Below are 21,497 nucleotides of genomic sequence, written 5' to 3'. Positions count from 1 at the left end.
AGGGCAAAACGGCCCCGTTTGCGGTGTGGCCCCCAGGGTAGCTCGTAGTCCAGGAGACGACTACGAGCTGAGGAGTCAGCCGTGACCGAGAACCAGATGGGCGGAGTGCGCACGGCGGCCCGCGACGAGGGCGTGGAGGTCGCACAGCACGCCAGGGAGGCCGCCGGACAGGTGGGCACCACCGTCGCGGAGCAGGCGGCGCAGGTGCGGCGGGAAACCGCGGACCAGGCCCGGCACGTCGTGAGGGACGTGCGGGAACGTGTTGCGGCAGAAGCGGAGTCGCAGGCACAGCGGGTGTCGAAGCAGCTCGGCCGGATCGCCGACGAGCTGGGTGAGATGGCCCGCTCCGCACCGCCCGACTCCATGTCGGCGGGGGCGATCCGCAGTGCCGCCGACACGAGCAGGCAGGCCGCCCGGTTCCTCGACGAACGGGGAGCGCAGGGTCTGCTCGACTCGGCGCGGGACTACGCGCGGCGCAAGCCCGGCACCTTCCTGCTGGGTGCCGCCGTGGCGGGGTTCCTCGTCGGCCGCGTCGCGAAGAGCGCGACCGGTGGCGGACAGGGGCAACAGCAGCAGGGCGAGGTTGTGCCGGTGGCGGCGGAACGTCCCGACGTGGCACCGGAACACAGCGCTCCGCTGCCGTCGCAGCAGAGCCAGGCCCCGACGCCGCCGTACGGCACGCCGCTGCCGCAGAGCCCGGCTTCCACGCCGGGGGTGCCGCATGTCGAGCCCTGAGGCACCACCACCGTCGCGAACGGACACTTCCGGGGAGTCGCTGGGCGATCTCGTCAGCGAGCTGACCGGTGACCTGTCCAAGCTCATGCGGCAGGAGCTGGAGCTCGCCAAGGCGGAGATCCGGCAGGAGGCCGCGAAGGCGGGCAAGGCGACCGGGATGCTCGCGGCCGCCGGGTTCGCCGGCTACCTCACCACGGTGCTGCTCAGCCTCGCGCTGGTGTTCGCGCTCGGCGCGGTCATGCCGCTGGGCTGGGCCGCGCTGATCGTCGCCGCGCTGTGGGGCGTCACGGGCGCCGTCCTGTACTCCAGCGGACGCGCCAAGCTGCGCACCGTCAACCCGAAACCCGAACGCACCGTCGAAACGCTGAAGGAGGACGCGGAATGGGCGAAACACCCGACCAGATAAGGCGTGACATCGAAGTGACCCGCGCTGAGCTGCGGACCGACGCCAACCGGCTGGTCGACCACGCGAGCCCGCGAAGCATCGCCCAGCGGCGCGTCCGCGGCGTGCGGCGAGGGCTGACGGCGATGAAGGAGCGAGTGATGGGTACCACCGCACAGGCCACGACCGCGGTCAGGGAGCAGGGACGGGACACCGGGCACGCCGTCGCCGAACGGGCGGAGCAGGCCGTGCAGGCGGTGCAGGACGCACCGCAGCGGGTCGCCCGGCAGACGCAGGGAAGCCCGCTCGCGGCCGGCCTGATCGCGTTCGGCAGCGGCCTGCTGCTGGCCGCGGTGCTGCCGCGCACCGACGCCGAACAACAGGCGGTGCAGCAGCTGTCCGACAGCTTCGGCGACGTCGTGGAACCGGCCAAGGAGGCGATGGCCGAGTCGGCGCAGCACATCAAGGAGGACGTGAAGACCTCGGTGAGCGACGCGGCGGGTGAGGTCAAGCAGGTGGCCACCGACGCGGCGCAGACCACGGCCGAACACACGAGGGAAGCGGCACAGGACGTCGGCGGCCACGCCCGCGAGTCCGGCCAGCGGGTGTCCGGGCAGACATGACCGGTTCGCTGTACTTCGTGGGCAACGCCACCACGGTGCTCCGGCTCGGGCCGTTCACGCTGCTGACCGATCCCAACTTCCTCCACAGAGGACAGTGGACGCACATCGGTCAGGGCGTGGTGTCACGGAGACTCACGGATCCGGCGATCGAGATCGCGGATCTGCCCGAGCTGGACGCCGTGGTGCTGTCCCACCTGCACGGCGACCACTTCGACCGGGTTGCGAGCCGGGAGCTCGCCCGCGACCTGCCCGTCCTCACCACACCGCACGCGGCGAAACGGCTGTCCCGCAGGGGATTCGTCGAAGCCGCGCCGCTGCGGACGTGGGAGACGGTCACGCTGTCCCGCGGCGCGGCGAAGCTGACCGTGACCTCACTGCCGGGCAGGCACGGGCTGGGGCCGGTGGGCCGTCTGCTGCCTCCCGTCATGGGCACGATGATCGAGTACCGGGAGGCGGCAGGCGTGCTCCCGTTCCGCGTCTACCTCAGTGGCGACACACTGGTGCACCCCGAGCTGCGCCGGATCCGCGAACGCTTCGACGGCATCGACCTCGCGGTGCTGCACCTCGGCGGCACCAAGGTGCTGGGTGTCCTGCTCACGATGGACGGAAAGCAGGGCGCCGACCTGATGCACCTGCTCGGACCGCGCACCACCGTGCCCGTGCACTACGAGGAGTACGGCGTCATGAAGTCACCGCTGGCCGACTTCACCGCGGAGATCTCGCGGCGTGCGGCTGGTCTCGACGTGCACGTGGTGGCGCGAGGAGAGACGCTGCCGCTGTGACGGTTCGGCGGTGCGTCACCGGGTATGCCGCAGACACCAGTTCAGCGAGGACGGGAGAGCGCTGTGACCGAACCCGAGCACGACGACGTGGAACGCGGTGCGGCCGAGGAGCAGAGCGGTGCACCGCTGACCCCGACAGAGGAAGAGGCGGACGAGCGTCCGCCGGCGCAGGGCGCGGGCCTGGACGGTGGCGGTCGCCTCGGCGACGACGGTTGATCGGAACCGGGTCATGCCAGTGCGAGTGGAAGACCTGAAACTGCTGCTCCAGTCGACCCGGCCGGAGGCGGCGCTCGTGCTCGTCGCGGGCAGCTACGTGGTGGCGGGCCGCGACGAGCTCGCCACCACGGCGTTGCGCGGCGCACTGCCCGTGGTCACGCGGGACGAACTGCTCGAGCGCGTCGGCGGGTGGCCGGTGACCGAGCGCGATCTCGACGAGGCGGCCGCGACGCTCGCCGCCGCCGAGGACAACCGGGGAGGCTGACCGGTGGCGGCGACGCCCGCGGTGGCCGCGTCGAGCGGCTGGCGGGACGACGAGGACATCCGCATGCCGTCGGGTGACGTCCACGCCTGGTGGCCGGGCCAGAACCAGACGCTGTGCGGTGTGCCGCTGAGCCGGGCGCGACTCGACCGGTTCCCGCACGTGCTGTGGATCGACGCGCTCTGGATCAACGACACCGCGGGCGCACCGGTGATGGCGATGTGCCGGCGGTGCGCCGCGGCCGCACGGCCCCGGACACAGCGGCGGGCAGATCGTTTGAGGGGTCGGTGACCCGGGTAGCCGGGACCAGCGTCAAGCAGTCGGCGCTGCCACCCCCGGCTGTCCCGAAGGCGGCAATCATGGTGCGGCACAACGAACTCGATCAGGCGATCTGCGATGCTCTCGTCCTCATCCGCCTCACCTCGGGCGCGGATCTCGCCCTGCAGGCGGAACAGGCGCGCAGGTGCCTGAGCAGGGCGGTGATGGACGCGCCGGACGCGCCCCGCCGGGCGCTGGAGCACATCGCGGCGGCCGACGAGCACCTCGAGCTCGGCGAGGTGATGGAGGCACGCGCGTTGCTGACCGCGGCGCGCCGGTTCCTGCCCGGTCGCAGGGCCGTGGTCGCCGCACGCGCATGACCCGGTGGCTGGTCGCACTGCTGCTCGTCGCGGGGTGCGGAGGTCTCGGCCCGAGCGTCGCGGATCAGCCCAACACACTCACCACCATGGGGTTCGGGCTGCCGGACGAACACGCCACCGCACGGGTGAAGGTGTTCAGGGACCGCCGTCCCGAGGTCGATCTCCGGGTCAACGAGGGGGCGCTGGACGAGCAGCAGTTCCTCTCGGCGGTGGCGGCCGATGATCCTCCGGACCTGGTGTACGCGGACCGGCGCAAGCTCGGCGGCTACGCGGCCAGGGGAGCGGTGCAGGACCTCGGGCCCTGTCTGCGGCGGCACCAGGTCGACCTGAAGGTCTTCCGCGAGGCGGCGGTGCGGCAGGTGACCTACGCCGGCACGGTCTACGGGGTGCCCGACTTCTTCAGCGTCCGCGTGCTCATTCTCAACAACCCGGTGCTGCGCGAGGCAGGCGTGGACCCGGCCACACTGTCCACAACGGACTGGCAGCGCCTCGCCGAGACGACGGCGAAGCTCGCGCGCACCGAGGACGGCAGGCTCCGGCGGATCGGGTTCGATCCGCGGGTGCCGGAGTTCGTCGCGCTGTGGGCCAAGGCGAACGGCGCCGACCTGATCGGCGACGAGCCGCACCTGGACGACCCGCGCGTGGTCGAAGCCGTCCGCTACACCACCGGCCTGGTGCGCGCGCAGGGCGGCTGGGCGGCGTTCAAGGCGTTCCGCGACACCTTCGACTCCTTCGGTGCGAACAACGAGTTCGTCACGGGGCAGGTCGCCGCCATGGCGATGGACTCGTGGTACGTCAACACGATCGCGGCCAACTCGCCGGACGCCGACGTCACGGTCGCGCCCTTCACCGACCGGCAGGGCAACCCGCTCACCGAGGCCGGCGGGCAGGCGTGGGCCATTCCGCAGGGCGCCCGGCACCCCGAGCTGGCGTGCGAGTTCATCGCGACGATGACCGCGGCGGACACCTGGGTCACCGCTGCGAAGGCACGCCGCGACGCGCTCGCCGAGAAGGGCAAGCCCTACAGCGGCACGTTCACCGGGAACCGCGCGGCCGACGAGAAGATCTTCAGCGAGGTGTACGACCCGCGTGGCATCCGCGTGCTCGAACAGGGTGTGCGGGTGTTGCAGTCCGTGCAGGACAAGGCCTTCGCCCTGCCGCCGAACCCGGCGGCCAGTGATCTCGTGCGCTCGTGGGAGTCGGCGGTGACGAGGGTGCTGCTCGGTCAGCAGAGCCCGGAGGAGTCGATGGCGCAGGCGCGACGTGAGGCCGATCGGGCGATCACCCGCGTGGGAGGCCGTTGATGGCGAGTGCGCGCGAGGCACGGGCCGGCTGGTTGTTCGTGCTGCCGTGGGTCGCCGGGTTCCTGCTGCTCACGGCCGGTCCGATGCTCTACAGCCTGTTCCTGTCGTTCACGCACTACGACCTGCTCAAGCCGGCGCGGTTCGCGGGCATGAGCAACTACCGCGAGATGCTGCAGGACGAACGCGCCGCCAAAGCGTTGTGGAACACCGTGTTCTTCACGCTGCTGCACGTCCCGCTGCAGATCGTGCTCGCGCTCGGCCTCGCGTCACTGCTGCGTCGCGCGGGACGGTCGGCCGGCTTCTTCCGCACCGTGCTGTTCCTGCCGACGATGACCCCGCCGGTCGCCCTCGCGGCGTTGTTCCTGTTGCTGCTCAACGGGCAGAACGGCGCGATCAACGCGATGCTGGGCTGGTTCGGGTTCACCGGGCCGCAGTGGACGACCGACCCCGCGTGGATCAAACCCGGCCTGGTGCTGATGAGCCTCTGGACGGCCGGCAGCACCGCCGTGCTGTACCTGGCGGCGCTGACCAGGGTGCCGGGGGAGCGGTACGAGGCGGCGCGGCTGGACGGGGCTTCGCCGTGGCGGCAGTTCTGGCACGTCACGCTGCCCGGCATCAGCGGCACCGTGTACTTCACGCTGATCGTCAACACCATCGCGTCATTGCAGGTGTTCACCGAGGCCTACACGATGTTCTTCGGCGCCCGGCCGTCCACGCCGGCGGAGGGTGACGCGGCGCTGTTCTACGTGATCTACCTGTTCCAGGAGGCGTTCGGTTCGCTGCGGATGGGTTACGCGTCCGCGCTGGCGTGGGTGCTGTTCCTGGTGATCGCCGCGATCACGGCGCTGCAGGTGCGGCTGTCGCGCGACTACGTGCACTACGAGGACCGGGCATGACCCGCCGCGCGCCCGTCCTGTTCGCCCTCGTCGCGGTCGGTGTGCTGTTCGCGTACCCGTTCTGGTGGCTGCTGAGCGCGTCGCTGAAGGACCGGTCGCACGTTTTCGACAACGCCCTGCTGCCGTCACCGGTGAACCCGCAGAACTACACCGAGGTCTGGCGTGCGGTGCCGTTGCTCGCATGGGTGGGCAACAGCGTGGCCGTCGGTGTCGCCGCCGCGGTCGCCGCCACCGTGTCGAGCGCGGTCGTGGCGTTCGGCTTCGCGCGGTTCCGGTTCCGCGGCCGCACCGTCCTCTTCGGACTCGTGCTCGCCACGATGATGCTGCCCGCCGCCGTGACCATGGTGCCGGTGTACCTGGAGTGGCACGCGGTGGGGCTCGCGACGACGCAGGTCCCGTTGTGGGCCGGCAACCTCTTCGGTTCGGCGTTCTACGTCTTCCTGCTGCGCCAGTTCTTCCTCGGCCTGCCCGCGGAGGTGTTCGACGCGGCACGGGTCGACGGCGCCGGGCCGTGGCGGCAGTTCACCTCGATCGCGCTGCCGCTCGCCAGGCCGGGCCTGATCGTGGTGTTCGTGTTCGAGCTGAAGGCGGCCTGGACCGACCTCATCAGGCCGTTGATCTACCTGCGCGAACCGGAGCTGTACACGCTGCCGCGCGGGCTGAAGGCGGTGCTCGACCGGTTCGGGCAGGGCGGCGAGGCCCAGTGGGAGCTGGTGATGGCGGCGAGCGTCGTCGCCACCGTGCCGATGATCCTGCTGTTCCTGGTGGCACAGCGGTACTTCGTGCGCGGTGTCGTGACGCAACGCGTCGAGGAGTGACCTACAGGCCGCCCTCGTCCTCGGGCTCGGACTCGTCAGGTCCGCGGTGCGGGCCGCCGGGGTTCTCGTCGGCGTAGGTCGGTCGCGTGTGCTCGGAGCCGATGTCGGCGTCCTCCAGCTCGCTCTCGGCGGTCACGCGGTCGGGCTCCGGCTTGGTCATCGCCACTCCTCCTGCCAGCCGTGGTGGGTGTCGTAGGCGGCGGCCAGCAGTCTCAGCAGGGCCTCGTCACGGGTCTGCTCGACCTCGGTCCGCAGCAGGGCGTACTTCTCCGGGAACGGCACCGGCACCCGTTCCTCGGCCGCCTGGATCGGGCCGGGCAGCAGGAGCAGCCCGGAACCGTCGTCCGAGGCGATGATCCGCAGCCTGCCCCGGCCCTCGGCTTCGTCGAGGAGCGGCAGCTTCCCCTCGGCCAGGCGCACCTCGTCCTCGTCGAGCCGCTCGAGCACGAATTTCCGCACTTCCTCGGTGTTCATGCCAGAGGGGTATCCGCTGCGCCGCTGGGTACGCCTGTGGCAGCTGTTCTCGGTGACAGCTGCCTTTGGGAAGGAGCACCTCATGCGCAGTCGTGTGCGCGCCGCGGGCCACGCCGTCCACCCGATCCTCATCGTGTTCCCGCTGGGCCTGCTGACCACGGCGGTCGGCTTCGACGTGCTGTACCTGATCACCGATCGCACCAGCTTCGCCTTCACCGCGGCCCACCTCATCGCCGCCGGTGTGCTGATGGGGGTGGTCACCGCCGCCACCGGGTGGCTGGACTGGTTTCTCGTCACCCCGCGGGGCACCCGCGCCCGCCGGATCGGGCTGCTGCACGGGCTGGTGAACGCCGTGGTGCTGGTGTTGTTCGCGGTGAGCTGGGCGCTGCGCCTGGCCGAGACCGGCTGGGCGCCTGCCTGGCCCGCCCTGGTCGCGGCCTGGCTGGGCGTGCTCGGGGGCGGGCTCGGTGGCTGGCTCGGCGGCGAACTCGTGGAACGGCTCGGCATCAGTGTCGAGGAAGGAGCTCACCCCGACGCGTCCAGCTCGCTGAGCGGCGTGGCCGCGTCAGGACGATAACCGGCTGCCGTAGCGCCTGGTGACCCGGACGATCGCGGTCGAGACCGGCGCGACCACGACATCGAGCACCCGGCTCACCGGGGCGAAGGCGCCGAGCCGCGCGATTCCCCACCAGCGCGGCACGGCCATGGTGCGGGACGTCCGCGCGGTCAGGCACTTCTCGACCGCGCGGGCCACCCGTTCGGGATCGGCACCCGCGGACAGCCGGCGTGGCGCGGACTGCTCGGAAGGCCTGCCGTCGATGTCGCGCGTCAGCCACTCGGTGCGAATCGGTCCCGGGCACACCGCGTGCACCCGTACCCCGCGCGGCACCTCCCGGCGCAGCCCGATGGCGAGACCCAGCACGCCCGCCTTCGTCGCCGAGTACAGCGACAACGGTGGTACCGGTACCCAGGCGCCGATCGACGACATCATCACCACGTGTCCGCCGCGCGTGCCGAACAGCGGCAGCACCAGCCGGGTGAGTTCCGCGACCGCGGTGAAGTTGACCGCGACGAGGCTTTCCACCTGCTCGTGGCGGAGATCGGCGAGCTTGCCGATCCGGCCCTGCCCGGCGTTGTTCACCAGCGCGTCGATGCGGCCGAACCGTTCGGCGACAGCGCGCACGAGCAGCGCGCGATCGTCCGGATCGGTGACGTCGCAACGGACGCCCCACGCGCCGGGCATCTCGCGCAGCGCGGCGTCGAGCCGGTCCTGGTCGCGGCCGCAGATCGCGACCTGCGCGCCTTGCCGGGCCAGCCGCCGGGCGGTGAGCCGGCCGATGCCGGCCGACCCTCCGGTGACGAGAACAACGGTGCCTGCCACGGATCGCATGATCACCTCGCCTGGAGATGGTGGCGGAAGAGCGTGACGTACAGGGTCAGTCCTGGACCGAAAGCCATGGCCACCACCGGATCACCTGGTCGCAGCGCGGTGCTGCGCAGCAGTTCGTCGAGCACCAGCACGACGGTCGCCGACGAGCAGTTGCCGTGTTCGCGCAGCACGTGCCGGGACGGTTCGAGCGCACGGGACGGTAGCCCGAGCTCGTGGCCGACGGTGTCGAGAATGCGCGGCCCGCCGGGATGCACCGCCCAGCCGCGCACCTCGGGCACGGTCAGGCCGTTGTCCGCGAGCAGGCGTTCGACGGCGTGCCGGAGGTGCTTGCCCAGCACCTCCGGCACCTGCCGCGACAGCGTCATCCGGAAGCCGTGGTCGGTCACGGTCCAGGTCATGTGGCCGGCACTGGCCGGATCGGTGACGGCGCTGGTGGCGACGACCTGCAGGCTGCCCTCGTCCGGGCGCACGACCAGTGCGGTGGCGGCATCGCCGAACAGCGCGTGCGACACGATCTGCTCGACATCCATTGTGGACGGCTGGACGTGCAGTGACGTCAGTTCCAGGCACAGCAACACGGCTGGACGCCGATGGGCGGTGACGAAGTCGGTGACGGTGGCGAGCGCCGGCAGTGCGGCGTAGCAGCCCATGTGCCCGACGAGCAGTCGTTGCGCGTCGGGAGCGAGGTCGAGCGACGCGGCCAGCTGCACGTCCAGTCCCGGGGCGGCGTACCCGGTGCAGGACACCACGGTGAGCTGACCGACTTCGGCCGGTTCGAGCCCGGCGGAGGACAGAGCGGCCGTCACCGCCGCATGCCCCAGCGGCCGCGCGTTCTGGTCGTACAGGCGCATCCGCTCGCCGGTCGTGCACTCCGAGACGTCGTGGTCCAGTGGACTGACGACGGCGTGCCTGCGCCGCACGCCGGCCCCCGCGAAGATCCGCCCGGCCGCCCTGCTCCCGTTCAGCCGGGCGCGGAAGTGGTCGTCCCACAGGTCGCTCTGCTCGACGACGGGAGGCAGGGCGGTCCCGATCGCGGCGATGTGCGCGGTCACCAGCGCGCCACCTCGTCCGGATCGTCGCCGAGCGCGCAGGCTCCGAGCCAGTCGGCACAGACGTCGGACGTGGCCGGTTGCAGCGCGCCGCACCGTGCGTCGCGGTAGAGCCGTTCCAGCGGGTGGCCGCGGCGGGTGGCCGACGCGCCCGCGGCTTCCAGCACGGAGAACGCCACGTCGGCGGCCGTGTCACCGGCGATCAGCTTCGCCCGCCAGACCCACCGGTTCGTCTCCTGGCTGCCGGGATCGTCGGTGACCTGCCGGGCGGCTCTCCGCACGACGAGCTCGGCTGCGGCGACCTGCGAGTCGGCACGCCCCAGGCGGGCGCGGACCAGCGGGAGGGTGTGCAGCCCGCGCTCGCGCAGGTGTTCCACACCGTGCCGCAGCACGGCCTGGGCGACGCCGACGTAGACCGCGGCGTAGGACGCGACCAGCCACTGCGGCATCACCTGGGCCAGCAGCAGCGCGGCGCCTTCGATGCCGCCCACGAGCGCGTCCTCGTCGACCTCCACGTCCAGCCGCAGGTCGTGGCTCGCGGTGGCGCGCATGCCGAGCGAGTCCCAGGCAGGCTGGACCTCCACGCCGGGGCCGGCGGGAACGAGGAAGTAGGACACCCTCGGTTCCGCCGCCGAGCTGTCCCTGGCGGCGACGAGGTAGGCGTCGGCGTGGCCCGCACCGGAGACGAACGTCTTGGCGCCCGTGATCCGGAAGCCGGAACCCGTGCGCTCGTAGGAGGTCCGCACCTGTGACAGCCGCGATCCGATGCCGCGTTCGCTCATCGCCACGGCGTACAGGGCACCCTTGGCCGCGGCGGCCAGCACGCGATCGCGTGAGGCGAAGAAACTCTCCGGCGCGCCGAACTGCCGCACCAGCTCGTCGGGCGTGTGCGCGAGCGCGCCGGTGACCGACGCGTGCATGTTGAAGACCAGCGCGGTGGCACCCGCGCCGCTGCCCAGCCGCATCGCCACGTCGGTGTACTCGGCGAACGTCGCGCCCGCGCCGCCGAGCCGGTGCGGCACCATCAGGCCCATCAGGCCCGCCTCGCGCAGGTCGTCGAAGTCCTCTTCGGGGAAATCGCCGGACACGTCGTACTTCGACGCCCGTCCGGACAGGCGGTCGGCCAGGGAGTGCAGGTCCAAGGCTCATCCCTTCTTGCGGCCGGCACCCTGGAAGAGCACCGCCGTGGTCGCGGTGGGCACCATGCGGACGGAAGGCCTGAGGCGCGCCGACCATGCGAGCAGATCGAGCAGTGCCGGGCGGATACCCCGCAACGCCAGGCGCACACCGTGCCGGGCGCATTCACGCACCAGCGCCTTGCGGTCGACGAACAACGAGGGATCGTGCACCCCCCGCGGCGCGAGTCCGAGAAGGCGTTCCGCTACGCCGACCGCGACCAGGCGGCACAGCGCGGTGTCGGCCAGCGTGTCGAGCACCAGCAGCCCGCCGGGGCGGAGCAGCCGGCACGCCTCGGCGACCGCTCGGGGCAGATCGGCGACGTGTTCGAGGATCTCGCCCGCGACCACGACGTCCGCGCACCCGTTCGGCAACGGTACGGCGAGCACGTCCGCGCGAATCGGTTGCACGCCGTGCTTCGCGGCCTGGCGCAGGGCTTCGTGCGAGAGGTCGACACCGACGTGGTGGTAGCCGCGGATGTGCGGGGCGAGCAGTCCCGCGCCACAGCCCAGGTCGACCAGGACCGCCCCCGGCCGCGGCCGGGGGATCAGCTGGGCGCGTGCGGCGGCGAGCCAGTGCAGCATGACGAACCGGCCGCGCGGCATCCACCACTGGTCGGCGAGCCGTTCGTACAGCTCTGGATCATTCGGCTCGAGATGCGGCCGGCCTGCGGGCTGGCACAGTGGAGATCCATGGGCCGCATCGAAGCGCTCGCGCGTTCCTGTCATCCGCTGCCTTCCCTCGCGGTCACCGTGGTCGCCACCGCGCTGGCCGTGACCACCGGCAGGTCACCGGGTGGACTGGTCGCCGTGGGGGCGGCGGTGCTGGCGGGTCAGCTGTCCGTGGGCTGGCTCAACGACCTGCTCGACGCCGGCAGGGACGCGAGCGTCGGCCGCAAGGACAAACCGGTCGCCGCCGGTGTCGTGTCCCGGAAACTCGTGCTCATCGCGACGATCGCCGCCGCGGCCACCGCTGTTGGTCTGTCGTTGCTGTCCGGTGCGGACGCCACTCTCGTGCACGTCGTCACGCTGTGCTCCGCGTGGGCGTACGACTTCGGGCTCAAAGCGACGGCGTTCTCCGTCGTGCCGTACGCGGTGTCGTTCGGGCTGCTGCCCGCGTTCGTCACGCTCGGCGCTCCGGACGGGCACTGGCCGCCGCCGTGGCTCATCGCGGCGGCCGCCCTGCTGGGCAGCGCCGCGCATTTCGCCAATGTCATTCCTGATCTGGAGGACGACACCGCCACCGGTGTGCTCGGACTGCCGCACCGCTTGGGCAAGGCCGCCAGCGCGGGCGCGGCCGCCGCGCTGGTGGTGATCACCGGAGTGGTCCTCGCGGTCGGCCCGCCTGGTCCCGTCACGGCGGCGGGAGTGGTGGCGGTGCCGTTGTCGGTGGTGATCCTGGCGGTCGGCAGGCTGCGCGGACGACGAGCCGGGTCGCGGGCGAACTTCAACGCGCTGCTCGCGGTGGCGGTCGTGGACGTCGCGTTGCTGATCATAACCGGGGCGTGAGTCAGTCCGGCGGCTCGGACGTGTCCTCGTCGGTGACGTCCTGCGGCACCTCTGGTTCCTCGGTCTCGAGGTCGTCGAGGCTGGGGGTGCCCGGTGAGTGCGGTGCTTCGGGGTTGAGCGGATCGGTCATGCCGCCCGGTTACCCGGACGGCACGGCACCGAAGCACGCGGTCAGCTGACCGCCGGACCGGACTCCTCGGAGCCCGAAAGTTCCTTGAGGAACTCGTGGCACTGCTTGGCGCGGCCGGAGTCCTCCTCCATGACCCGCCGGAAGAAGTCGGCGATGTCCTGACGGCCCGCGTTGTCCGCGTCGCGCACGTACTGGCCGTAGTCGTGCCCGGCCTTGAGCGCGTGGTACTGCACGGAGATCAGGTCGTACGTGACGTCGTCGAAGCCGGTCTCACCGGTTGCCATCGCTACCTCCCGTGGTTGTCGGCACGTACGAGGTACCCGCGCAGATCGTCCCGAACCCGGCCCCGGTTGTTCTTCACCAGCACGGGTATCCCGGGTGTTCGTGCTCCGAGAGAGGCCGAAACGATGAACACAGCAGGAAAAGTGCTTCTCGCCGCAGGTGCGGTGACCGTCGCGGCGGTGGCCAGGCGCAGAAGGCGCGCTCCGGACGAGCGGGACCGATACCTGGCGGTGACGGTGAACCGCGCGCCGGACGAGGTGCAGTCGTCACTGCCGGAGGACCTGGCGCGGTGGCGGGACCGGGTCGAGATCCGCATCCGGCCGGCGGCGGGGGACAAGGGCACCGAACTGTCGGTGCAGCCGTCCGAGCAGGTGTCGCGGCACGAGCTCAGGCTCGCGCTGCGCAGGGCGAAGGCGGTGCTGGAGGCAGGTGAGGTGGTGCAGTCCGACACGGCGCCGACCCATCCGGGGCCGATGGGCAAGGCGCTGCGGCTCGTGACGAGCCGGGCCGGAGGCGGTGGCCGGCTGTGAAGGCGTTGTGCTGGGAGGGGATCAACGACGTGCGGGTGCAGGACGTGCCCGATCCCCAGTTGCTGAACGACCAGGACATGATCGTCAAGGTCCGGCTGAGCACCGTGTGCGGCTCGGACCTGCACCTGCTCACGGGGCACATCCCGTTCATGCAGGCGGGTGACGTGATCGGCCACGAGTTCATGGGCGAGGTGGCCGAAGTCGGGCCCGGCGTCACCAGGCACCGGCCGGGTGACCGCGTGGTGGTGTGCTCCTTCATCGTCTGCGGGCGCTGCTGGTACTGCCGCAACGAGCTGTACTCGTTGTGCGACAACACGAACACCAACCCGGCGATCACGCAGCAGCTGTGGGGTGCCGACCCCGGCGGCATCTTCGGCTACTCGCACGCGATGGGCGGGTTCCGCGGCAGCCACGCGGAGTACGTGCGCGTGCCGTTCGCCGACCACACGGCCATCCCGATTCCCGAGGGCGTGGACGACCTGAGCGCCCTCTTCGCCTCCGACTCGGTGCCGACCGGCTGGATGGGCGCCGATCTGGGTGGCGTCAAACCGGGTGACGTGGTCGCCGTGTGGGGTTCTGGTGCGGTGGGCCAGATGGCGGCACGCGCGGCACAGCTGCTCGGTGCCGAGCGGGTGCTCGTGATCGACCGCTTCGACTACCGGCTGCGGCAGGCGGCACAGGCCTTCGGCGTCGAGACGATCAACTACGCCGGTACGTCGGTCGGTGACGCGCTCCTGGAGGCCACCGGTGGCCGCGGTCCGGACGTGTGCATCGAGGCGGTCGGCTGCGAGGCGCACTCCACCGGCCCGCAGTACGCCTACGACCAGGTGAAGAGCAAGCTCAAGCTGGAGACGGACCGCCCGATCGCGGTGCGGGAGGCGATCTACAACTGCCGCAAGGGCGGATCGGTGTTCGTGCTCGGTGTCTTCACCGGCCTGGTGGACAAGTTCCCGTTGGGCGCCTTGATGAACAAGGGCCTGACCGTGCGCGGTGCCCAGCAGCACGGGCAGCGCTACATCCCGATGCTGCTGGACCGCATCGCGTCCGGCGAGCTCGTCACCAACCACCTGGCGACGCACATCATGCCGCTGAGCGAAGGTGCGCGCGGCTACGAGTTGTTCAAGAAGAAGGAAGACGGCTGCGTGCGCGCGGTCTTCCAGCTCTGACGAGCTGATGGCCGGTGCCCGCGGGCACCGGCCATCACCGGCTACGCCGGAACGGTCCACCTCTGGTTGGCGCCGCCCGTGCAGGACCAGATCTGCAGTCTCGCGCCATCGGCGGTGTTGTTGCCGATCACGTCCAGGCACTTGTTGCTGCCCACGTTCACCAGCGTGCCGTTCGCCGCGGTCCAGCGCTGGTTCCCGCCGCCGAAGCAGTCCCAGAGCTGGACCGGTGTGCCGTCGGCGGTGCCGTTGCCGGTGACGTCGAGGCACTTGCCGAGCCCGCGCACGGTGCCGTCGGACGCGAGCGTCCACGTCTGGTTCGGGCCTGGGTAGCAGGTCCACATCTGCGGCTGGTTGCCGTTCGCCGTGGAGCCGTTCGTGACGTCGAGGCACTTGCCGCCCAGGCCCGTGATGGCGCCCGTGCGGCCGGGCTGGCCGGGGTCGAGCGTGCCGGGCCAGGTGAACGTCGCCATCGCACCCGCGGGCAGGGTGTAGCCGAACGTCTGGCCCGCGTAGGAGACGCGGAAGCTCTGCTGGCCGCCGGAGTTGAGGGCGACGAGCACGATCCGGCCGTCCGGGTTGCGGAAGGCGACGTTCTGGATGCCGCCCTCGCCGTAGCCGGTCGAGTCGACGCGGACCGCGCCGGGCTGCACGAACTTCGCCAGGTGGCCCAGCACGTAGTACTCGGCGTTGTAGCTGACGCTGCCGCCGTTGGTCGTCACGACACCCATGCAGTTGGTGCAGCTGCCGATGACCGGGCCGTGGCTCGCGTCCAGGGCCATGTTCCAGATCGCGACGGTGCGTGCCCAGTTGCGGGTGGCGCCGATCGCGAGGTTGATGCCCTGCCACCGCAACGTGTCGCGGAACGTCGCGGCGTCGTCGCCCGACGACGTGCCGGAGCACTCGGTGAAGAAGATCTCCTTGGTGGGCTGGGCGTTGCGGACGACGGACTGCCCACTCGGGTTGCCGCCGTAGCAGTGCCACGCAGATCCGACGACGTTGTTGCCCGCACCGTTGTTCACAACCTGCGCGTAGGTCGTGTCGTCCCAGTTGTGGTCGTAACCCAGCAGGCGCGCGTTCTGGCCGACAGCGCGCAGCTTCGGCACCAGGTTGTTGATGACGTTCACCTGCTGCTGCGCCGGCATTCGCATGCCGGGGTAGCCCGGCGGCTCGAAGTTCGGCTCGTTCTGCACGCTCAGGTAGTCGATCGGCGCGCCCGCCGCCTGGTAGGCCTGGGTGAACTTGACCAGGTAGTCGGCGTACACGCCGATCTGGCTGTCGTTCAGCGAACCCCGGATGAGGCTGTTGTTGTTCTTCATCCACGCCGGCGCGCTCCACGGCGTCGCCATGATCGAGAGCTGGGGGTTCAACGACTTCGCCTGCCGGACCAGCGGCAGGATGTAGGCGTTGTCGTGGGTGATGGAGAACCGCGAGAGAGTCGGGTCCGGCGCGCCGTCGTTGTAGGTGTAGAAGCTGCGCGAGAAGTCGGTCGAGCCGATCGGCTGGCGGAGGAAGCTCAGGCCGATGCCGCTGCTCCTGCTGAACAGGTTGGTCATGATCTCGTCACGGCGTGGCGAGTTGAAGATGTTCCACGCCGCGGAGTCGGTGAACGACGCGCCGAAGCCGACCACGGACTGGTAGGTGGTGTTCGGGTTCACGGTGATCGTCGGACCGCTGCCGCCCGAGCCGAACGTCACGTCCGCCTGCTGCCGCAACAGGTTCGAGCGGTCGGCGGTGGTGAGCCACACGTTCGCGTTCGTCGCCGCGGTCGCGGACGGGGTGGCGAGCCCCGCCATCACGACGGCGGAGATCACCGCGATGCCGCGCCAGCGTTGTGTCGTCGTTGACATAAGCGCTCCTTGCAGGGGTTTGGGCGCCCAGGGATTTTCAGTTGTAGAGACGGAGATCGGCGATGCTCCACCAGTTGCTCGCGGCACCGGTGGACGTGATGCGCAGGTGTCGCGCGCTGGTACGGCGCACGTCGATGTTGGTCAGCTGGCCGGCACCGGCACCCGATGCGAGCGTGCGCCAGGTCGTGCCGTCGTCGCTGACCGACAGCTCCCAGCTGCGGGCGTAGTCGCCGAGGTGGCCGCCGCTGTCGACGGCAACCCGGCGGAAGCGCTTGCGCCGCCCCAGATCCACCTGCACGAACTGGCCGGGAACCTGCGCGCCGCCGCTGGACCAGCAGGTTGAGGCGTCGTCGTCGATCGCGAGCGCGGCATCGGAGGTGGCACCGGTGAGAGGCACGAAGTCCAGCTTGGTGCGGAGATCGGCGGTCCACGTGAACGTCGCGAGCGCGCCACCGGGCAGGGTGTACTCGAAGGTGCGGTCGCCGGCGTTGACCGCGAACGTGCGCGGGTCGTCGTTCTCGTTGTGCACCACCAGAGCTGTGGAGCCGTCCGGGTTGCGGAACGCGGCGTCCATGATCTGGCCGTTCCAGCCGGTGGTGCCGAACGACGTGCTGGCGATCCGGCGCGCGCCGGGCCGCACGAACTTCGCCAGGTGGCCGATGGTGTAGTACTCGGCGTCGGTCGTCACCGAACCGTCCGGCTGCACCGTGACGAGGCCGGTGCACGTGCCGCAGCCGCCGAGGTGCGGGCCGCCGGTGCTGTCGAGCGCGATGTTCCAGTTCACCGCGCTGCGGGCCCAGTTGCGGGTGGTGCCGAGGACGACGTTGCGGGCGTGCCACGTCAGGGTGTCGCGGAAGACCTTGGCCGGCGGGTCGGTGACGCCCTTGGAGCCCGAGCACTCGGTGAACCAGATCCCCTTGTCCGGGAAGGCGTTGTGCAGCGCGGTCTGCGCACTCGGGTCGCCGTGGTAGCAGTGGTACGCGGTGCCCGCGATCCACTTCGCGGCCTTGGACCTGAGGATCTGGAACGGGTAGTCGGCTTCCGCTGTGCCGTCGTTGGGATGCGTGGCCCAGTTGTGGTCGTAGCTCAGGATCTTGGTGCGCGGGCTGGCCGTTCGCAGTTTCGGCCCGAGCGCGTCGATCACCTCGAGCTGCGCCGCGACGGGGAGGTCCGTGCCGGGGTAGGCGTCCGGCTTGCGGTTCTGCGGCTCGTTCTGCACCGACAGGAAGTCGATCGGCACGCCCGCGGCCGTGTACGCCTGCACGAACTTCACGAGGTAGCGCGCGTAGGCGTCGTAGATCTCCGGGTCGTCCTTGAGCTGGCCGCCGATCAGCGAGTCGTTGGTCTTCATCCACGCGGGCGGGCTCCACGGCGTGGCCATGACCTTCAGCCGCGGGTTGAGCCGTTTCGCCTCGCGCAGCAACGGAAGGATCTTCGCCTCGTCGTGCCTGATGCTGAAGTGCCTCAGCCCGAAGTCGGTCTGCCCGGCGGGGACGTCGTCGTAGGTGTAGTGCTCCCGCGCGGCCGTGAAGTCGGACGAACCGACCGGCTGACGCAGGAAGCTCACCCCGATGCCGCGCACCGGGTCGAACAGCTTGCGCATCGTCTCGGCGCGCACGGCGGGCGCGAGGCTCGCGAGCAGCTCGGCAGACGAGTCGGTGATGGACGCGCCGAACCCGTCCATCGACTGATAGGTGCGATCGGGGTCGACCACGATCGTCGGGTGGGTCGACGGCGTCGTGCCGAACGTGACGCGCGGGCGTTCGTGCAGCAGTTCCGCCCGGTCCGGCGTGGTCACCCACACGCGCGCTTCCGGGGCGTTGGACGCCTCAGCGGTCGGCACGGCGGTGAGGCCGAGCACCAGGGCCACGATCGCGGTTCGTCGCATGTAACACCCGTTCATCACTGTGAAACAGCAGCTTTTCAGGATGAAACACCCGGCCGTGGCGCAGGTCAACGGTGTGGACGAGTTCCGGTACATTGACCTGGTGGAACGCAAGATCGGGAACGTGAAACAGCGCGCCAGCCTCCGAGACATCGCTGCGGAGACCGGCGTCTCGGTCGCGACTGTCTCCCGCGTGCTCAACGACCACGTCAACGTGGCTCCGCGGACCCGTGACCTGGTCCTTCAGGCCGTGGAACGGCGAAAGCAGGAGACGCCCACGAGGACCGTCTACGTGCGCTGCCCGTACGTGCTCACCGACTACTTCGGCCTGATCGTCTCCTCGATCGCGGAGACGCTGAAGCTGCACGGCCTGCGCCTGCTGCTGGACGCGGGGGAGTCCGGCCAACACACCGGCGCGCTGCGCGGCCTGCCGGGCCAGGACGACGTCGACGCCGCGATCCTGATCCTGCCGCCGGAGGAGGGCGACGAGCTGGTCGCGTTGTCGCAGGCGGGCTTCCCGTTCGTCGTGGTCGATCCCCGCACCCCGCCGCCACCGGACATCGCCGCGGTTTCTGCCGCGCATTCCTCAGGGGCACGGGCTGTCGCGGACCACCTGATCGGCCTCGGCCACCGCGACATCGCCGTGATCGCCGGGCCAGAGGAGTGGCTGGCGGGCGACGCGAGGCTGGCCGGTCACCGGGCCGCTCTGGCGAAAGCGGGCGTTCTGCTGACGGCGGACCGGTTGCGGCACGTCGAACCCACGACCGCGCAGGGCAAGCGCGCCGCGGCGGAGTTGCTGGACCTCTCGCCCCGCCCGACGGCGATCGTGTGCTTCAACGACAAGGTCGCCGTGGGCACGTTGCAGGCGGCGCGGGAACGCGGGCTGCGGGTGCCGGAAGACGTGTCGGTGGCGGGCTTCGACGACATCGACCTCGCGGAGGCGACGGATCCGCCGTTGACGACCGTGCGGCAACCGTTGCAGGAGATGGGGAGGATCGCGGTCACGCAGCTGATGCGGGTGCTGGACGGTCACGAGCCCGAGGCGTTGCACATCGAGCTCGCGACCACCCTGGTGGTCCGCGGCTCTACGGCCGCAGCGTCACCGACTGCCCCTTCCTCAGCTTGATCCGCTTCGACCACCGACCGGCGCGCACCTCGGTCTCGGTGCCGCCGACGCTGCGCACCGTCACGCTGGTGACCTCACCGTCCCGCCACACCAGGTCGACGCTGAAGCCGCCACGTGCGCCGATTCCGGTGACAGAGCCGGACTTCCACGCCGGCGGCAGTGCCGGCAGCAGCTCGATCACGCCGGGCCGCGCGTACAGCAGCATCTCCAGCATCGCGGCGGGCGCGCCGAGGTTCGCGTCGATCTGGAAGATCGACCGGTCGCCGAAGCTGTACATGTCGAAGAAGTTCGGCGCCGTGCCGTTCGAGAAGCTGATCGACGGCCGGATCACCTTCAGGAACAACTCGTAGGCGCGGTCGGCGTCCTTCAGCCGCGCCCAGCACGCCACCCGCCACGCGAGGCCCCAGCCGAAGCTCTCCATGCCGCGGGTGATCAGCAGCTGCTTCACGCCCTCGATCAGTGCGGCGGGGGAGTCGTCGTGGTTGATTCGGTCACCGGGGAAGAAGCCGACCAGCGGTGACAGGTGCCGGTGCGTGGTCTCGCCGAGGTCGTCCGGTGACATCCACTCCTGCAGCATGCCGGTCTTCTGACTGACCTCCGGCAGGTACAGGCGATCGCGCAACGCCGACATCCTGCGGCCGTAGGACTGGTCGCGCCGCAGCACGTCGGTCGCGATCCGGTACTTGCCGAACAGGTTGTGCACCAGCTCTTGTGCGTAGGTGAGGCCGCGTGCGTCCTGCGGGCCGTGCTCCGGTGACCAGTCGTGGTCGTCGACCAGGCCCTGCGGGGTCTCGACCAGGCGGGCTTCCCAGAACTCGCAGGCGCCCTTGAGCAACGGGTAGATCTTGGCCAGGTAGTCGCGGTCGAGCGTGTACTCGTAGTGCTCGAACAGCGACATGCACAGCCACGCGTTGCCGCCGGGGTGCCACCACCAGCCGCTGCCGCCGTAGATGTTGGTGGAGAAGGCGATCGCCCACCCGGCGACGCGGTTGTTGGTGTTGCGGAACCTGTTGCGCGGGTCCTGGAACAACGCCTGAGTGGAGTTCGTCCACGCCGGCAGCTGGGCGAGGCAGTAGTCGGCGAGCGCGTCGAAGCTGTCCGGCAGCGCGGCCCGGTCCGCGAGCCAGTAGTTCATCTGGATGTTGATGTCGGAGTGGTAGTCGCTGTACCAGTCCGGGTTGTTGTTCGCGAGCCACAGGCCCTGCAGGTTGATCGGCAGGTTGTCGCGCGACCCCGTGATCGTGAGATAGCGGCCGAACTGCAGGTAGCTCGCCTCCAGCTCCGGGTCCGGCGTGCCGCTCGACGCCCGCGCCCTGAGCCGGGTCCAGGTGTCCATGGCGCGCTGGGCGTCGGTCGACCGGCCCAGATCGACCTTCTGCCGGTCGTAGCGCTTGCGGTAGTCGGCGACGTGGGTGCGCAGCAGAGCGCTGCCGGACGCGCGGACGGCCGCCTTGCCCAGCGCGATGGCGGCGGGTTCCACGAACGGGTCGAGGAAGCCCTTCGAGGCGTCCGGAACGTAGTTCGTGCCGCCGGAGAACACGATCACCAGGTCCGAACAGCCGGTGAACGCGAGCTTCGCGCCGTCGACCGCGACTGTCCCATCAGGACTGTAGGCGGTCACGACCCCGCTGTACGCCAACCGGTTCTGGAACGAGCCGGTGAACACGGCGGCGGTGTGCGGCGCGTCGCCGACGGACGGTTCGCCGTGGGCGCCGGCCAGCGTGATCGTGCCGGTCTGGCTCGGGCCGGTGAGCCGGACGATCACCACGTCGTCGGGGTGGCTCGCGTAGACCTCACGGCGGTACTGCTTGCCGCCGTGGGTGTACGTGGTGGTGACGATGCCGTTGCTCAGGTCGAGTGCGCGGCGGTACCCGGTGGCGCCCGCGTGGGCCGGCATCTCGACGTACAGCTTGGCCAGCAACGAGAACGTGCCGAAGTGCGTCGGGTCGTACGGGAACTGGCCGTCGCCGTCGAGCGCGTCGTTGAGCTCTCCGGTCCACATCGTCACGTCGGTCAGGTACAGGAAGTCCTTCTCGACGCTGCCGCCGACGAGCGCGCCGAGGCGCCCGTTGCCGATCGGCAGACCCTGCTCGATGATCATCGCCTCGTCGGCGGGAGCGGGGTACCAGAGGGTCGTGGGGTTGGTGTTGAGCGGATTCCAGGTGGGCCGCCGGGGTTCCGCGTGGGCGGTGAAGGCGGGCAGGACGAGTGCGCCCAGGCCCAGCGCGCCGGAGGCCTTCAGGAAGGCGCGACGAGTCGTCATCGTGGTGCTCCTCGA

The 21,497-nt window shown here is 70.5% G+C and carries 27 protein-coding genes; 16 read left to right on the top strand and 11 right to left on the bottom strand.

Annotated features, from left to right (window positions below; all coding sequences use genetic code 11):
- Window positions 1-81: 81 nt before the first annotated feature.
- From C8D87_RS03250 to C8D87_RS03205, 11 genes are all read left to right on the top strand, one after another.
- Window positions 82-735, top strand: a complete 654-nt coding sequence (locus C8D87_RS03250; protein WP_109639494.1) for a hypothetical protein — start codon at window positions 82-84, stop codon at window positions 733-735.
- On the top strand, window positions 722-1,141 hold the full coding sequence (locus C8D87_RS03245; protein WP_109639493.1) for a phage holin family protein: 420 nt from the start codon (window positions 722-724) through the stop codon (window positions 1,139-1,141). Before C8D87_RS03250 ends, C8D87_RS03245 begins: the two co-directional genes overlap by 14 nt.
- Window positions 1,117-1,740, top strand: a complete 624-nt coding sequence (locus tag C8D87_RS03240) for a DUF3618 domain-containing protein (protein ID WP_109639492.1) — start codon at window positions 1,117-1,119, stop codon at window positions 1,738-1,740. Before C8D87_RS03245 ends, C8D87_RS03240 begins: the two co-directional genes overlap by 25 nt.
- The gene (locus C8D87_RS03235; RefSeq protein ID WP_109639491.1) at window positions 1,737-2,522 is read left to right on the top strand and encodes an MBL fold metallo-hydrolase; all 786 of its coding nucleotides are present in this window, start codon (window positions 1,737-1,739) and stop codon (window positions 2,520-2,522) included. The genes C8D87_RS03240 and C8D87_RS03235 overlap by 4 nt, the downstream gene beginning before the upstream one ends.
- A gap of 63 nt (window positions 2,523-2,585) precedes the next feature.
- Window positions 2,586-2,738, top strand: a complete 153-nt coding sequence (locus C8D87_RS45640; RefSeq protein ID WP_170155151.1) for a hypothetical protein — start codon at window positions 2,586-2,588, stop codon at window positions 2,736-2,738.
- 13 nt (window positions 2,739-2,751) lie between these two features.
- A complete protein-coding gene (locus C8D87_RS03230; RefSeq protein WP_146231731.1) occupies window positions 2,752-3,003 on the top strand; it encodes a hypothetical protein in 252 nt (83 codons plus the stop codon).
- 3 nt (window positions 3,004-3,006) lie between these two features.
- Complete coding sequence (locus tag C8D87_RS03225; RefSeq protein ID WP_109639489.1) at window positions 3,007-3,291, top strand: hypothetical protein; 285 nt, start codon at window positions 3,007-3,009, stop codon at window positions 3,289-3,291.
- The gene (locus tag C8D87_RS03220) at window positions 3,288-3,638 is read left to right on the top strand and encodes a hypothetical protein (RefSeq protein ID WP_109639488.1); all 351 of its coding nucleotides are present in this window, start codon (window positions 3,288-3,290) and stop codon (window positions 3,636-3,638) included. Before C8D87_RS03225 ends, C8D87_RS03220 begins: the two co-directional genes overlap by 4 nt.
- Window positions 3,635-4,942, top strand: coding sequence for an extracellular solute-binding protein (locus C8D87_RS03215; RefSeq protein ID WP_109639487.1), 1,308 nt, complete (start codon window positions 3,635-3,637; stop codon window positions 4,940-4,942). The genes C8D87_RS03220 and C8D87_RS03215 overlap by 4 nt, the downstream gene beginning before the upstream one ends.
- Window positions 4,942-5,838: a carbohydrate ABC transporter permease gene (locus C8D87_RS03210; RefSeq protein ID WP_109639486.1), complete on the top strand. Its 897-nt coding sequence runs from the start codon at window positions 4,942-4,944 to the stop codon at window positions 5,836-5,838. Before C8D87_RS03215 ends, C8D87_RS03210 begins: the two co-directional genes overlap by 1 nt.
- Window positions 5,835-6,656: a carbohydrate ABC transporter permease gene (locus C8D87_RS03205; RefSeq protein WP_109639485.1), complete on the top strand. Its 822-nt coding sequence runs from the start codon at window positions 5,835-5,837 to the stop codon at window positions 6,654-6,656. The genes C8D87_RS03210 and C8D87_RS03205 overlap by 4 nt, the downstream gene beginning before the upstream one ends.
- 1 nt (window position 6,657) lies before the next feature.
- Here the strand turns inward: C8D87_RS03205 and C8D87_RS45635 are convergent, their stop codons facing one another.
- Complete coding sequence (locus tag C8D87_RS45635; RefSeq protein ID WP_170155150.1) at window positions 6,658-6,816, bottom strand: hypothetical protein; 159 nt, start codon at window positions 6,814-6,816, stop codon at window positions 6,658-6,660.
- A complete protein-coding gene (locus C8D87_RS03200) occupies window positions 6,813-7,130 on the bottom strand; it encodes a hypothetical protein (RefSeq protein ID WP_112225465.1) in 318 nt (105 codons plus the stop codon). Before C8D87_RS03200 ends, C8D87_RS45635 begins: the two co-directional genes overlap by 4 nt.
- Before the next feature lie 82 nt (window positions 7,131-7,212).
- On the opposite strand from C8D87_RS03200, the gene C8D87_RS03195 reads away from it, so the two are divergent.
- Window positions 7,213-7,707 carry a DUF2231 domain-containing protein gene (locus C8D87_RS03195; RefSeq protein ID WP_112225464.1) on the top strand — a complete coding sequence of 165 codons (495 nt, stop codon included), beginning with the start codon at window positions 7,213-7,215 and terminating at the stop codon, window positions 7,705-7,707.
- On the opposite strand, the gene C8D87_RS03190 is transcribed toward C8D87_RS03195, so the two are convergent.
- From C8D87_RS03190 to C8D87_RS03175, 4 genes are read right to left on the bottom strand one after another with little or no spacing between them, the layout of a single operon-like run.
- Complete coding sequence (locus C8D87_RS03190; RefSeq protein ID WP_211337552.1) at window positions 7,696-8,511, bottom strand: SDR family NAD(P)-dependent oxidoreductase; 816 nt, start codon at window positions 8,509-8,511, stop codon at window positions 7,696-7,698. The genes C8D87_RS03195 and C8D87_RS03190 overlap by 12 nt on opposite strands.
- Window positions 8,512-8,522: 11 nt before the next feature.
- The gene (locus C8D87_RS03185) at window positions 8,523-9,572 is read right to left on the bottom strand and encodes a type III polyketide synthase (protein ID WP_109639481.1); all 1,050 of its coding nucleotides are present in this window, start codon (window positions 9,570-9,572) and stop codon (window positions 8,523-8,525) included.
- Window positions 9,569-10,711, bottom strand: coding sequence for an acyl-CoA dehydrogenase family protein (locus C8D87_RS03180; protein WP_211337551.1), 1,143 nt, complete (start codon window positions 10,709-10,711; stop codon window positions 9,569-9,571). Before C8D87_RS03180 ends, C8D87_RS03185 begins: the two co-directional genes overlap by 4 nt.
- A gap of 3 nt (window positions 10,712-10,714) precedes the next feature.
- Window positions 10,715-11,473: a methyltransferase domain-containing protein gene (locus C8D87_RS03175; RefSeq protein WP_112225463.1), complete on the bottom strand. Its 759-nt coding sequence runs from the start codon at window positions 11,471-11,473 to the stop codon at window positions 10,715-10,717.
- On the opposite strand from C8D87_RS03175, the gene C8D87_RS03170 reads away from it, so the two are divergent.
- Window positions 11,438-12,253, top strand: a complete 816-nt coding sequence (locus C8D87_RS03170; protein ID WP_112225462.1) for a UbiA family prenyltransferase — start codon at window positions 11,438-11,440, stop codon at window positions 12,251-12,253. The two genes, C8D87_RS03175 and C8D87_RS03170, sit on opposite strands and share 36 nt — an antisense overlap.
- A 1-nt stretch (window position 12,254) precedes the next feature.
- Here the strand turns inward: C8D87_RS03170 and C8D87_RS48475 are convergent, their stop codons facing one another.
- Together C8D87_RS48475 and C8D87_RS03165 are read right to left on the bottom strand one after the other, a co-directional pair.
- Window positions 12,255-12,383, bottom strand: a complete 129-nt coding sequence (locus C8D87_RS48475; RefSeq protein ID WP_267899825.1) for a hypothetical protein — start codon at window positions 12,381-12,383, stop codon at window positions 12,255-12,257.
- Window positions 12,384-12,424: 41 nt separating this feature from the next.
- On the bottom strand, window positions 12,425-12,667 hold the full coding sequence (locus C8D87_RS03165) for an acyl carrier protein (RefSeq protein ID WP_109639478.1): 243 nt from the start codon (window positions 12,665-12,667) through the stop codon (window positions 12,425-12,427).
- A gap of 123 nt (window positions 12,668-12,790) precedes the next feature.
- Here C8D87_RS03165 and C8D87_RS03160 point away from each other — a divergent pair, with 123 nt between their 5' ends.
- Both C8D87_RS03160 and C8D87_RS03155 read left to right on the top strand, forming a co-directional pair.
- A complete protein-coding gene (locus tag C8D87_RS03160) occupies window positions 12,791-13,195 on the top strand; it encodes a hypothetical protein (protein WP_146231730.1) in 405 nt (134 codons plus the stop codon).
- Window positions 13,192-14,361, top strand: a complete 1,170-nt coding sequence (locus C8D87_RS03155) for a zinc-dependent alcohol dehydrogenase (RefSeq protein WP_112225461.1) — start codon at window positions 13,192-13,194, stop codon at window positions 14,359-14,361. Before C8D87_RS03160 ends, C8D87_RS03155 begins: the two co-directional genes overlap by 4 nt.
- A 41-nt stretch (window positions 14,362-14,402) precedes the next feature.
- Here C8D87_RS03155 and C8D87_RS03150 read toward each other — a convergent pair whose 3' ends face one another.
- Window positions 14,403-16,208, bottom strand: coding sequence for a ricin-type beta-trefoil lectin domain protein (locus tag C8D87_RS03150; RefSeq protein WP_109639475.1), 1,806 nt, complete (start codon window positions 16,206-16,208; stop codon window positions 14,403-14,405).
- 37 nt (window positions 16,209-16,245) lie between these two features.
- Window positions 16,246-18,096 carry a discoidin domain-containing protein gene (locus tag C8D87_RS03145; protein WP_109639474.1) on the bottom strand — a complete coding sequence of 617 codons (1,851 nt, stop codon included), beginning with the start codon at window positions 18,094-18,096 and terminating at the stop codon, window positions 16,246-16,248.
- A gap of 40 nt (window positions 18,097-18,136) precedes the next feature.
- On the opposite strand from C8D87_RS03145, the gene C8D87_RS03140 reads away from it, so the two are divergent.
- Complete coding sequence (locus C8D87_RS03140; RefSeq protein WP_112226236.1) at window positions 18,137-19,219, top strand: LacI family DNA-binding transcriptional regulator; 1,083 nt, start codon at window positions 18,137-18,139, stop codon at window positions 19,217-19,219.
- Here the strand turns inward: C8D87_RS03140 and C8D87_RS03135 are convergent.
- Complete coding sequence (locus C8D87_RS03135) at window positions 19,179-21,482, bottom strand: glycoside hydrolase family 95 protein (protein WP_112225460.1); 2,304 nt, start codon at window positions 21,480-21,482, stop codon at window positions 19,179-19,181. The two genes, C8D87_RS03140 and C8D87_RS03135, sit on opposite strands and share 41 nt — an antisense overlap.
- Window positions 21,483-21,497: the final 15 nt, after the last annotated feature.

Source organism: Lentzea atacamensis (assembly GCF_003269295.1).
GTDB lineage: Bacteria > Actinomycetota > Actinomycetes > Mycobacteriales > Pseudonocardiaceae > Lentzea > Lentzea atacamensis.
Note: the sequence above shows the minus strand (reverse complement) of the source record. Positions and strands in the feature narration are given on the sequence as shown.